This is a genomic window from Maridesulfovibrio salinus (assembly GCF_055394525.1).
In genome coordinates, this window is the sequence record NZ_AP042461.1 from 939810 (window position 1) to 951529 (window position 11720).

Here is an 11720-nt window from a genome sequence, read left to right on the forward strand (position 1 = left end):
TTGAATATGATAAGCCCCTGCATAATCAGATGCAGGGGCTTTGAGTAACTTATTTGAAGGATTCAATTGCTTTTTTAAAGCCTTCTCTTGAGCGTTCGATAACTTCAACGCCAACGCAGAATGCCAATCTGAAGTATCCGGGGTAGCCGAATCCCGTGCCGGGAACGGCCAGAATCTTTTCTTCCTGCAGGGCTGCGCAGAATTTGACATCATCACCACCCGGAGCTTCCGGGAAGAAGTAGAATGCTCCTCGGGGCATGGTGTAGGAGTAGCCTGCTTCGTCAAGAACGGAAGCCATGGAATTGCGTCTTTCAAGGTAGATGTTTTTATCCACCTGAGAGCCGAGAGCTTTCTCCAGAAGTTTCTGTCCCACGGCTGGAGCGTTGACAAAACCAAGAATACGGTTGGTCAGAACTAGTCCGGCCATGAGCTGCTCTTTGCCTGGCATTTCCGGGTTAAGCAGTGCGTAACCGACTCTTTCCCCGGCAAGCGAAAGGTTCTTGGAGAAGGAACTTACCACTACGCTGTATGGATAAAGGGGAAGGATGGAGGGCACTTCAACTTCATCGAAGGCAAGGAACCTGTAAGGTTCATCTGCAACGAGGAATATGGGGCGTTCACGGCCTTCATTGGCCTTTTTGAGAATATCAGTGAGACCTTTGAGCTCTTCTTCGGTGTAAACAGCTCCGGTGGGGTTGTTGGGAGAGTTTATCAGAACCACCCGTGTCTTCTCATTGATGGCTTTTTCTATGGCTTCAAGATCAAGCTCGAAAGTAAGCGGTCTGGATGGAACGGTTACCAGTTCACCACCGGAGTTCTGAGCGTAAAAGCCGTATTCAACAAAAAAAGGTGCAGGGCAGAGAATTTCATCTCCGGGTTCGAGTATGGCCCGGTATAGAGCATTGATGGCACCTGCCGCACCGCAGGTCACAATAAGGTCGGAACCTGAAACCTTTACTCCCTGCTCTTCAGAAACTGCCTCTGCCAGTTTTTCACGCAGGGTGGGGTAGCCGAAGTTGGGCATGTAGCCGAAAGCAAAAGGTTCTCCGGCACATCCGGCCAGTTCCTTAAGTCCTTCTCCCACAGCTTCGGGGGCAGGAACATCTGGGTTGCCTAATGAGAAGTCGCAAACTGCTTCCTCACCGTATTTCTTTTTGAGTTCCATTCCGGTTTCGAACATTTTGCGAATCCAGGAAGAGCGGTCAATGTAACCTTCAACCTGACTAGAAAGAAGTTTCATATCTGTCTCCATTATTATCGTTTAGTCCTCTCCCGGTAACTCTGTGAGGAGTAAGGCCGGGGACGGAGATGTTTTGTTGATTTTCTCCGGACTCTTTAAAAATATTGGCGGATATTGCCTGCGGCGGAGCTTTTTTCGAATACTCCATAGGAGCAGGCGCACTTCGAAGCCTGAAAGGGCTGTTTGAAGATAAAGTATTCCTGCCACTAAACATAGCGGCAGGAATGTCGAAGTGTATCCGTTTGGGCCTTTTCAGATATAGCCCGGCATGCGGTCAGGGCTCAGAAAGGTCTTTTATGATCTTTTCCTGCCCCTGCTGGGCCTCCGGCGTCTGCCGGTGTATTTCTTTTTCTTCTCGACTTCGGGTGGTCTGTCTTCAGAAATTTCGCGATCCATTTTCGGTGCAGGCTTTGGATCGGAATTTTGTCTCGGCTCAGGCTTTGGTCCGGACTGTTGTTTCGGCTGCGGACTTTTCGGGCGGCTGTTATTGATTTTCGGCCTTGGTTTGGGTTTGCGTCTTTGCTCCGGCCTTGGATTCTGTTTGGGAGCCGGTGGCTGTTCCGGTCTGGCATGAAGAGAACTCTGATAGAGTTCGTCAAGTAGCATCCCTACAAGGATGCATTGTTCATCATCTTCGGCCAGTTGCCGGACTAGATCTTTGTATCTGGTTATTCTTTCCCGCTCGAGTATCGTTCTGGAGCGGAATCTGGTTTCCAGAATTGTGGTCAGTCTCTCGTTGATTGCTTCCAGTACCTGTTTGTCGTCGGGCAGGGAGCGTTCTTCAAAATTGATGCTATATGAGGTCCCGATGCGTTGAAGTTCCAGTTTCTGGATAACATCAACCAGTGAAATGGCAATTCCGGAAGCTCCTGCACGGCCGGTACGTCCTGCGCGGTGAATGTATGATTCCTTGTCTTCGGGAGGTTCATACATCACAACATGGGACAGGTCCGGCACATCGATCCCACGTGCTGCGATATCCGTGGCGACAAGAAAGCGAACGTCCCCGCTTCGCAGCTGTGCAAGTACCTGTTCACGTTTAGATTGAGAAAGATCCGAGGTCAGTTGTGCCGCGTTGAAACCGAAATTGTTCAGAACTGCGCTGACAAATTCCACATTGGCCTTGGTATTACAGAAAATGATGGCAGAAGTGGGATTTTCCAGTTCCAGAATGCGCATGAGTTGACGTTCACGCCCCATGGATTGCACTTCATAATAAACGTGCTCAATTTCGCTTACGTGAACCTGTTTGCTGCTGAGGCTGAGCATTTCAGGTTTATACATGAATTCTTTTGCCAGACGCAGTACATGCTCGGGGAATGTAGCAGAAAACATGTATGTGGAGATTGGGCGCCGGGGCAGGTAGCTTCTAACTTCACGCATGTCCGGGTAGAAACCGATGGACAGCATGCGGTCAGCTTCATCGAAAATCAGTGTTTCAAGATCCTCAAGATCGAAAGTACGGTGCAGAAGATGGTCGAGTATCCTGCCCGGAGTACCTACTACCATATGTGCGCCTTTGGAGAGCATTTCTCTCTGGTGTCCGTAGCCCACGCCGCCGTATACGGAAAGGACTCTCAGTCCGGAGCCTTCCAGAATTGTCTGGGCTTCTCTTTCAACCTGTTTTGCAAGTTCGCGGGTAGGAACAAGGATAAGCGCCTGTGTGTAGTTGATATTAGGATCTAGTTTTTCAAGCAGAGGCAGGACAAATGCACCGGTTTTTCCGCTTCCGGTCTTGGCCTGAACCATGAGATCCCAGTTTTTGAGCTGATAGGGAAGGGATTTTGCCTGAACCGGAGTAAGTTTGTCCCATCCGGCGTTATCTAAAGCGTTTACTATTGATTGGGGTAGGTCTTCTTTGGCGATTTCCGGCAGGGCGGCTTCTGGCTCAACCACTTTATCCGGTTCGTCATGAACGCTGTTTTGCATTGCATCAGTGGGTAGGTCTTCTTTGGTCATATAATTTTCCTGTTAGAACTTGTACTTCAGCCCTTTAGACTACGCTATAACCTCCCACTCTTGCAAAGGGTATTTTAAGCAAAGCAAAATTGTATCGGATTTAACTATCATAGTGGGGTGCATTAATCAGCGATAACGATTTGATTTTAAAATATCCGGCAGTGTAATCAGATTCTGTTTATTAAAATTACAGGGGTTATAATGATCGACAGAATTATGTCAGCCCGCCTTTATTTTATTGTCAGGTGCATTCTTGCCGGTGTCTTTCTTTATGCCGGAGCGGGGAAGCTGCTTGATGTGAATGGTTTTGCAACGGTTATAGGCGGTTATGGACTACTGCCTGACCAGTTGACTCTTTTGGCGGCGGTTATTCTGCCTTTGGCTGAGATAGTCATTGCAGCGGGGCTGGTATGGGATGTTCGTGGAGCTTTGGCTTCATACACGGTTTTGCTTTTGATTTTTATGGCGGTTCTGGCTCACGGGATAAATATGGGGCTTGATGTTGACTGCGGGTGTTTTGCTCCGGGTGATCCGGAAGGAAAGGCCTATCATTCGTTGCGTGAAGCCCTTGTCCGTGACGCGTTTTTGCTTGTCGGCTGTCTTTATCTGTATCTGTCGCGCAAGTCTAGGGGATGCCGTCCCCGGTCTATTGTGTCTTATGCTGTACGTTAATGAATTGAATTTACGGAGGATGTCGTGATGAAAATGTGGAAAAATTTTATTTCTCTTTGCGCTGTTTGCTCTCTAATGTTTGTAATGGTCGGTTGCCTCGGTTCCGACAAATTCGTTCAGGAAGTGGAAAAAGAAAAAGGTGCGATCAAGCTCGTCCGTGAGGTGCAGCGTGGAGGCTACGATGTTATCAGCACTGCAGAGCTTAAAGGGCTTATTGATAAGAAAGAAGACATGGTTATCATTGATACCATGCCTTACGAAGCCAGCTACAAAAAAGAACATGTTCCCGGTGCTGAGCAGTTCCTCTTTCCCATTCCGGATATGCTTGAGTGGGATGTTAAGGAAACTGACGGTAAAACCAAAGAACAGTTTGTAGAAATGCTTGGCCCCGATAAGGACAAGCTGATTGTCATCTACTGCGGATTCGTCAAATGCACCCGCAGCCACAATGGTGCCGCCTGGGCCAAGAAGCTCGGATACACTAATGTAAAGCGCTATCCCGGTGGTATTTTTGCATGGAAAGGTGCCAAGAATACTGTTGCTTCCGTTAAGTAAAAGCTTTCTGGATATACCTTACTTGAAGAGGCCGGGGCAGTTTTGTTCCGGCCTTTTCTTATGCCTCTATGCCAATCAGAATACCATCCGGTTCCCTGCCGCCTTTCTGAAGCATTTCACCCACAGCCAGACAGGCTGTCTCCAGGTCTACCCGGGCAGACAGTTCACAGGCCTCACTCAATTCTATTATTGCAGACCCGGCTGAAGGAAAAGCTTCTATCATTCCATTACTGAACATGAAAAGACGGTCTCCCTTTCCCATTGAAAGAGTTTTACAGGGGGGGAGCCCCAGTCCGAGGCTTCCCATTTCATCGCTCTGGCGCTCAATGAGTACGGGAGCTTTTCCTTTCTGCTGGTGTATTACAGGTAACGCTCCTGAGTTGACCACGGTGAACTGGTTGTTGTCCCGGTTTACCTCGGCATAAATTCCGGACAGGCTGACCTTTTTATTCAAGACTTTTTTAAGTTCTATTCCAAGGTTGCGCACAACAGTTGATGGTGTAAACAACGGTCCGCTGTTGTTTGCGAGCAGGTTCGAAACAATATTATAAAGACCGGGATGTGTGACGGGAGCGCTGAAGTTCAAAAGTATATGTCCTTCAGATCGTTCGGACAGGTTGACCGATTCATGAATGAATATTTCAGATTCGTTTTTCTCTGCCGGATAAAAAGCTGTATTTGTTTTGAAACATCCAGTCTGGTCAGGTGTCCGCTTTTCATCTGAGTAGGAAGGTTTCAGAAATCTTTTTTCGCTTTCAGCGATCTGCAGGTGGGTTTTAATCCGCTGAAGTACATCTTTGTATTCAAATGGCTTTACTATAAAATCAACTGCCCCTGCATCGTAGCCCTTGGAAGTGCTTTGTGGGTCATCCAGCGCGGTAAGAAAAATGATCGGAATTTCACATGTGTCAGGAGACAGGCGCAGGGCGGCAGCACACTCGAATCCGGTTTCGCCGGGCATCATTATATCAAGCAGTATGAGATCCGGGTTTTGGGTTTCAGCCTGTCTGCGCCCGGATTTGCCGTTGTTGGCGGTTATGGTTATATAACCATGCTGGCGAAGAATAACTTCGAGAAACTCCAGGTTGAAAGGTTCATCGTCAATGATCAGTATTTTAGGGATGAAGCTTGGCTTGACGGGCATAATCTGAATCCTTTACGGGCTGTTTGAATGGTGAGTGGGCTGTTCTGTTAAATGAAAAATATCAGAAAAAAGTTTTTACCATTTTTTTCATAATTGTACATTATTCGGATTTACATATTGCCAAAAAACTATTGTCCGGGATAGCTTGGGGTTACAAATTAAGGATTTAAACCGGGCTGTAAGAAAATGGTCCTGCCCTTGAATCTTCATTCTATCAACTCGCGAACACTGTAGCAATAAAGATTGTGCAAGAGAGGAAAAGGGGAGAAGTGCTTGGCTGCCCATGCCGGTTTTTATTCAATGTGTTCTTAAGAGGATTGCTCAGGTACGGCAGCGGTGGATTTAGGTTCTGCCGCTTTTTATCCACAATTTTATATCGCAGGAGTATGGTCATGTTGATAGGTATACCTAAAGAGATCAAAACCATGGAGAACAGAGTCTCAATGACTCCCGGTGGGGTTGAAACACTTGTCCGTCGCGGCCATGCGGTGGTTGTTGAGCAGGGGGCCGGGATAGGGTCCGGACTTGCGGATGAGGAGTATGTTGCGGCCGGAGCGCGAATGGTCACAGTCGAGGAGGCATGGGCTGCTGAAATGGTCATCAAGGTCAAGGAACCGATTGCATCTGAATACAAATTTCTGCGCGATGATCTTTTGCTTTTTACTTATCTGCACCTGGCCGCTGATGAGCCGCTGACAAAAGCACTTCTTGATGCCGGAACTACCGGTGTTGCATACGAAACCGTTCAGCTTCCTGACGGTTCACTACCCCTGCTTACCCCCATGAGTGAAGTCGCCGGGCGTATGGCCGCTCAGGAAGGAGCCCTGCATCTTGAAAAACCGAAAGGGGGACGGGGTATTCTGGTGGGTGGTGTTCCCGGGGTTGCTCCTGCAAATGTCATGGTCCTCGGTGGCGGAGTGGTGGGAACAAACGCAGCCAAGATCGCCGCCGGTATGGGGGCAAGGGTTACTATTTTTGACGTGAATCATTCTCGGCTGCAGTACCTTGATGATATTTTCGGGGGGCGAGTTACCACAATGACTTCAACCGAGCCAAATGTCCGCGCAGCGGTTACCCAGGCGGATCTGGTCATTGGGGCGGTTCTTATTCCCGGAGCCAAGGCCCCGAATCTGATTACCCGGGGCATGCTTTCCACCATGAAAGAGGGATCCGTTATTGTCGATGTAGCTGTTGATCAGGGCGGGTGTGTGGAAACCATAAAGCCGACTACACATACTGATCCGACTTACGAAGTTGAAGGTGTTGTCCATTACGGTGTTGCTAATATGCCTGGAGCTGTACCCAGAACATCCACTTTTGCTCTCGTAAACCAGACTCTTTCATATGCGCTTCAATTGGCGGATAAGGGGCTTGATGCTTTGCGGGTTAACCCGTCCCTCAAGTTGGGACTCAACACCATGGGCGGCAAACTGACTTATGCGGCTGTTGGTGAGGCCTTCGGCCTTGAATCAATAACCCCGGATGAAGCCCTTTCATAATTACTTTTATTGACTGGTTATTTTGAGGGCGGAAGCTGAAACTTCCGCCCTTTTTGTATTTTTACAGTCTTTTTTTGAAACGTCTGGAGGGAGACCGGTATTTAGTGTATATTGAAATCTATTGCCCGGACAGCTCAGTTGCGTGAGATCTGACTTTCAATTGAATCAGAACGCGGTATTTACGGACAGTTCAGGACAGGTCTGTAAATTTTATTAGCATTAAGGGGTGGTGTGTCCTGATAAGGTAGTGAGTTTATGATAAATTATTCTAAAATAATATGTCACAACGTAGTTGTGTGCGCACTTTACTGGGGAGTTTCGCATCTCAACTGGATGATTTTCAGTAGTGTCGGGGTTCTGCCGATGCCTGTGTGGCCAGCTGCAGGTGTAGCAATCTTGTACTCCCTCTATATAGGGTGGGCTGTCGCTCCGGGGATTGCTGTCGGGGTAATATTTGCGACTCATTTTTCCTTGGGAGCGAGCTGGGCGTTTGCAGTCGGTATTTCAGTCATGAATACACTGGGCCCAGAGCTGGGCGCCGAATTGATAAGAAGGAAAGTCGGAAGAAAATTGCGGTTCAAGAGCTTTGGTGAGCTGGTATTTGTCATGTCGGTAGGCATCGGGCTGGTACCCTTGCTTGCCGGCTTGGGGGGAATCACCAGTAAATATATTCTCGGGCTGCTCCCGGATGGAGAATTTGCCGTATCGGTAGCCCGGTGGAGCCTGGCTCACTCTTTTGGTAATATTATTCTGGCCATGCCGGTACTGGTCTGGATTGAGAGTAGAAAGAATCATGAGTAAATCAGAATTTTATGCGGGCAGGGATCTGCTGTTCTCTTTTATGTTTGCAGCTGTATGTCTCTGGTTTCTGGATTCAATCATGGAACTGCTTTGGTTTAATCCTGACTCGCAGAGTCTGGGAGATCTATTGCTGCCTCTGGACAGACCTCATGAAATGTTCTCACGGACCCTTCTTGTCAGTACGGTGCTGGTTAGCGGTGGAATCGTCTCACGGATGTATGGCAAACTGGTTCTTTCGGAACGCCAGGCCAGAAAGAATGAAGAGGAATTGAGAATAACCTTCCGGTCCATCGGTGATGCGGTGATCGCCACAGATGCAGCGGGGGGCATAGCAAGGATGAACCGGGTCGCTGAATACCTTACAGGATGGAACATGGCGGAAGCCCTTGGAAGGCCGCTTCAGGATGTTTTTAACGTGATTAACGCCAGAACCGGTGAGCCTTGTAAAAGCATATTGGAAGATGTCCTTTCCCCCAATCAGTCTTACGAATCTTTTGCCCATAGAATGCTGATTTCAAGGTTTGGAGTTAACTTCAGAATCGCTGACTCAGCGGCTCCTATCCTGAATGAAGCGGGGGCCGTTTTGGGTGCGGTTCTGGTCTTCAGGGATATCACTGAAGAATTCAAACGGGAGGAGGAGCTTCGAAAGCTTCGCAATTACCTTTCCAATATTATAGATTCAATGCCTTCCGTCCTGATCGGAGTCGATGCTGAAAAGAGGGTTACTCAATGGAACGCTTCAGCAGAAAAGGCGACAGGTATTACTCCTTCAGAAGCCAAAGGAAAAAAACTGGAAGATGTCTTTCCGCGAATGACTGATGAAATGGATAAAGTAAATGAGGCCCTCAAAGATAAAAAACCCAGATTGGAGCTGAGAAAACCGCGCAAGACATCTGAAGGGGTCCGCTATGAGGATATGACTGTTTTCCCGTTGACTTCTAACGGGATAGAGGGGGCGGTAATCCAGATCAGTGACGTGACTGAGCGTTTTAATCTTGAGCAGATGATGATTCAGACTGAAAAAATGATGTCTGTGGGCGGTCTTGCGGCTGGAATGGCTCATGAAATTAATAACCCACTGGCGGCTATTGCGGGAAATACTCAGAATATCAGAAATCGTATTTATAAGGACCTCGACAAAAATCATGAAATAGCATGCAAATGTGATGTTTCCATGGAAGGAATAAGGAAATACCTATCTGAGCGGGAAGTCCCCGAAATGCTGGAGGTAATCGCCGGTTCCTGTGAGCGTGCGGCTACAATTGTGAGTAATATGCTCAGTTTCAGCCGTAAAAGCGATAAGCAATTCAGGCGCTGTAATCTGTTGACCCTTCTGGAAAAGACTATTGATCTCGCTGCAAACGATTATGATTTAAAGAAAGACAACGACTTCAGGCAGATATCTATAGTAAGAGAGTACGATGATGAGTTGCCTGAGGTTCTTTGCGAAGAAAATGAGATCCAGCAGGTTTTTTTGAATCTGCTTAAAAACGGAGCTGAAGCCATGTATGATAAAAATTATGCACATGGTGGCCCGAAATTTACACTGCGTGCCAGATCGGATGGTGATATGGTTCTTGTTGAAATTGAAGACAACGGGACGGGGATGCCGGAGGTTGTCTTGAAAAGGGTGTTTGAGCCTTTTTTTTCAACCAAAAGTGTAGGCAAGGGAACCGGCTTGGGATTGTCTGTTTCCTATTTTATCATTACCGACCAGCATGGCGGGACTATGGAGGTGCAGTCAAAACCAGGAGACTGGACCCGTTTTTCGGTCAGAATTCCGGTAATGGATTGAGGTGAAGAATAATGAAATATTCTATTCTTGTTCTGGATGATGATGTCCATGTAAGGGAGAGTTTAGCAATCAGCCTTGAGGATGAGCTTTTTAATGTCTATGAAGCAACAAGTTCCGAGGATGCTCTTAACCTTCTGAGCGGGGTTGCAGTTGATCTGGTGGTAGTGGACCTGCGTCTGCCGGGAATGAACGGGACAGATTTTATTAGTGCCGCCAGTGCGAGATGGCCGGATATGAAGTTCATTATCTACACCGGGTCTCCCGAATTCAATATTCCGGTAGACTTGTCACTGATGCACAATGTTTCCAATTCTGTTTTTCTTAAGCCTCTGCCTTCAAGCGATGTGCTTGTCGCCGAAATAAGGCGCATGCTTAAGTAGAATGATTTATCATTGAGGTTTGCAACCAGTAGGGGTAAGTGTTTGCCAGCCATTATATAGAATGTTTGGTGGAGCACTTAAGGAGATTGAATTGGCTAAGCAGGAAGAAGAAATTATTTATGTAGAAGGGAAAGCCCCTACTGAACCGCCTCCGGAGGAAGGGCTTCCTCCGTGGATGGCAACTTTTGCTGATATGGTGACCCTGCTGCTTTGCTTCTTCGTTCTTCTGCTGTCTTTTTCCAATCAGGATATTGCCAACTTCGAAACTCTTAAAGGTTCGATGCGTGATGCTTTCGGTGTCCAGTTTCAGGATTCCGGTGCAAAGCATATGGCCTTTTCAGAAAGCCCCAACACTGCGTCTTCGCAAAGTGCCAAGGCAAAGAAAGAAATGGAAGCTCTGGAAGTGGATATGAGAGCTTTTATTACAGCGGGCAAACTGCAGAAACTCATGGCTGTGAATACTGACCAGCAGGGAGTTCTGGTAAGGGTTCCGACCCGCGCTATTTTCAAGCCCGGCACAGCGGAAATCAATCCGAGAGCGGTCGGTCTGCTGAACAAGGTCGCTTCGGTGATGAAGAAAAAAGATTTCAATCTGGTCGTCCGGGGGCACACGGATGACCGGGCAACTCATAATAATATTTACAGTTCGAACTGGGAACTCTCGGCTGCCCGCGCGGCGTCATGCCTACGTTATATTCTGGGCAAAACCGGAATTTCATCCACAAGGGTTAAGGCTGTGGGATATGCCGGAACCAAACCTTTGGTGCCCAATACATCAAACAGGAACAGAGCAATCAACCGGAGGGTTGAGTTTTATTACCAGCCGCCATCTGAAAAATGGTAGCTTGTTGGATTTAGTTATTAAAACGTCCGAACCTATTTCATGCAGATTCGGACGTTTTTGACTTTGAAGCAGCCGTTTATTCATGACTTTTTCTTGCGTTTTTCCCACAATTTCATTTCTTTCATCTTTTTACGCCGTTCGCGCTGAAGCGATTTGCAAACCAGGGGCGTTTTCTTGGCATAACCCCACTTTTCTCTGTACTCTTCAGGAGTAAGCCCGAATTTGGCGAGGTGACGTTTGGTCAGCACCTTGAACGATTTTCCCGATTCAAGACAGATTATGGATTTTTCCCTGATAGCTTTTTTGGGGTCTACAGGTGGAACCTGCTCTTTGGAATTCTGTTCCGTTATCCCTTCACTTATTTTTTGAATGCCTGACGCCAGTCTCTGGACCATGGAGGTTATTTCATCTTCGGTCATGGTCCTGACACTAGCCTGAGCTTTAACAATTTCAAGTGCTTCTTTTAAGTGGTCTTCCATTTCTCCTCCTTTCTATTTTCTAAAAGTGTAATTCAAAGTCAGCACTAAATGTACTTGTGTCTATGGCAGTAAATTTTACTGGCAAAATGTGACAGACGTAAAAAAACGCTGCTGTCCATGAAGATAATTTTGCTGATATATCTTCACCATCTCTCTGTTAGTCGTTACTGCAGGATTAAATATTATTAGCATTATCTCGGGAAAAAGGTGAAGTAGAATGTTTAAAAAAAAGTTGTTTCATTCATTTGTTGTATATTCAAGTGACGTCCATGGCGTGTAATGATTTGTAGCTCTATATAAAAATAAACCAGAATATAGGTATATGGGGAGAAGCTATTCCTTGCAGGATGGC

The 11720-nt window shown here is 47.1% G+C and carries 11 protein-coding genes; 7 read left to right on the top strand and 4 right to left on the bottom strand.

The window, feature by feature from the left end; translation table 11 throughout:
- Positions 1–49 precede the first annotated feature (49 nt).
- Both ACZ5PW_RS04150 and ACZ5PW_RS04155 read right to left on the bottom strand, forming a co-directional pair.
- Positions 50–1240 carry a pyridoxal phosphate-dependent aminotransferase gene (locus ACZ5PW_RS04150; protein WP_464558221.1) on the bottom strand — a complete coding sequence of 397 codons (1191 nt, stop codon included), beginning with the start codon at positions 1238–1240 and terminating at the stop codon, positions 50–52.
- Between the two features lie 294 nt (positions 1241–1534).
- Positions 1535–3199 (bottom strand): DEAD/DEAH box helicase, encoded by a 1665-nt coding sequence (locus ACZ5PW_RS04155; protein ID WP_464558223.1) that lies wholly within the window; start codon positions 3197–3199, stop codon positions 1535–1537.
- Between the two features lie 201 nt (positions 3200–3400).
- Here ACZ5PW_RS04155 and ACZ5PW_RS04160 point away from each other — a divergent pair, with 201 nt between their 5' ends.
- Together ACZ5PW_RS04160 and ACZ5PW_RS04165 are read left to right on the top strand one after the other, a co-directional pair.
- The gene (locus tag ACZ5PW_RS04160) at positions 3401–3871 is read left to right on the top strand and encodes a MauE/DoxX family redox-associated membrane protein (protein WP_464558225.1); all 471 of its coding nucleotides are present in this window, start codon (positions 3401–3403) and stop codon (positions 3869–3871) included.
- 27 nt (positions 3872–3898) lie between these two features.
- Positions 3899–4426 (top strand): rhodanese-like domain-containing protein, encoded by a 528-nt coding sequence (locus tag ACZ5PW_RS04165; RefSeq protein WP_464558227.1) that lies wholly within the window; start codon positions 3899–3901, stop codon positions 4424–4426.
- A gap of 58 nt (positions 4427–4484) precedes the next feature.
- On the opposite strand, the gene ACZ5PW_RS04170 is transcribed toward ACZ5PW_RS04165, so the two are convergent.
- Positions 4485–5570, bottom strand: coding sequence for a response regulator (locus ACZ5PW_RS04170; protein ID WP_464558229.1), 1086 nt, complete (start codon positions 5568–5570; stop codon positions 4485–4487).
- 392 nt (positions 5571–5962) lie between these two features.
- Here ACZ5PW_RS04170 and ald point away from each other — a divergent pair, with 392 nt between their 5' ends.
- The 5 genes from ald (at position 5963) to ACZ5PW_RS04195 (ending at position 10889) form a co-directional block, all read left to right on the top strand.
- The gene (gene ald / locus ACZ5PW_RS04175; RefSeq protein ID WP_464558231.1) at positions 5963–7069 is read left to right on the top strand and encodes an alanine dehydrogenase; all 1107 of its coding nucleotides are present in this window, start codon (positions 5963–5965) and stop codon (positions 7067–7069) included.
- Between the two features lie 255 nt (positions 7070–7324).
- Entirely contained in the window at positions 7325–7870 is a 546-nt protein-coding gene (locus ACZ5PW_RS04180; protein ID WP_464558233.1) for an MASE1 domain-containing protein, read from the top strand.
- Positions 7863–9665 carry a PAS domain-containing sensor histidine kinase gene (locus ACZ5PW_RS04185; RefSeq protein WP_464558235.1) on the top strand — a complete coding sequence of 601 codons (1803 nt, stop codon included), beginning with the start codon at positions 7863–7865 and terminating at the stop codon, positions 9663–9665. Before ACZ5PW_RS04180 ends, ACZ5PW_RS04185 begins: the two co-directional genes overlap by 8 nt.
- A gap of 11 nt (positions 9666–9676) precedes the next feature.
- On the top strand, positions 9677–10045 hold the full coding sequence (locus ACZ5PW_RS04190; RefSeq protein WP_464558237.1) for a response regulator: 369 nt from the start codon (positions 9677–9679) through the stop codon (positions 10043–10045).
- A gap of 91 nt (positions 10046–10136) precedes the next feature.
- The gene (locus ACZ5PW_RS04195; protein ID WP_464558239.1) at positions 10137–10889 is read left to right on the top strand and encodes an OmpA family protein; all 753 of its coding nucleotides are present in this window, start codon (positions 10137–10139) and stop codon (positions 10887–10889) included.
- 80 nt (positions 10890–10969) lie between these two features.
- On the opposite strand, the gene ACZ5PW_RS04200 is transcribed toward ACZ5PW_RS04195, so the two are convergent.
- A complete protein-coding gene (locus ACZ5PW_RS04200; protein WP_464558241.1) occupies positions 10970–11368 on the bottom strand; it encodes a Ros/MucR family transcriptional regulator in 399 nt (132 codons plus the stop codon).
- Positions 11369–11720: the final 352 nt, after the last annotated feature.

What these genes read in the sequence shown, in the direction of transcription:
- ald (WP_464558231.1), top strand. Translation starts at nt 5,963, where the DNA reads ATGTTGATAGGTATACCTAAAGAGATCAAAACCATGGAGAACAGAGTC.
- ACZ5PW_RS04160 (WP_464558225.1), top strand. Translation starts at nt 3,401, where the DNA reads ATGATCGACAGAATTATGTCAGCCCGCCTTTATTTTATTGTCAGGTGC.
- ACZ5PW_RS04170 (WP_464558229.1), bottom strand. Translation starts at nt 5,570, where the DNA reads ATGCCCGTCAAGCCAAGCTTCATCCCTAAAATACTGATCATTGACGAT.
- ACZ5PW_RS04200 (WP_464558241.1), bottom strand. Translation starts at nt 11,368, where the DNA reads ATGGAAGACCACTTAAAAGAAGCACTTGAAATTGTTAAAGCTCAGGCT.
- ACZ5PW_RS04180 (WP_464558233.1), top strand. Translation starts at nt 7,325, where the DNA reads ATGATAAATTATTCTAAAATAATATGTCACAACGTAGTTGTGTGCGCA.
- ACZ5PW_RS04165 (WP_464558227.1), top strand. Translation starts at nt 3,899, where the DNA reads ATGAAAATGTGGAAAAATTTTATTTCTCTTTGCGCTGTTTGCTCTCTA.
- ACZ5PW_RS04155 (WP_464558223.1), bottom strand. Translation starts at nt 3,199, where the DNA reads ATGACCAAAGAAGACCTACCCACTGATGCAATGCAAAACAGCGTTCAT.
- ACZ5PW_RS04190 (WP_464558237.1), top strand. Translation starts at nt 9,677, where the DNA reads ATGAAATATTCTATTCTTGTTCTGGATGATGATGTCCATGTAAGGGAG.
- ACZ5PW_RS04185 (WP_464558235.1), top strand. Translation starts at nt 7,863, where the DNA reads ATGAGTAAATCAGAATTTTATGCGGGCAGGGATCTGCTGTTCTCTTTT.
- ACZ5PW_RS04150 (WP_464558221.1), bottom strand. Translation starts at nt 1,240, where the DNA reads ATGAAACTTCTTTCTAGTCAGGTTGAAGGTTACATTGACCGCTCTTCC.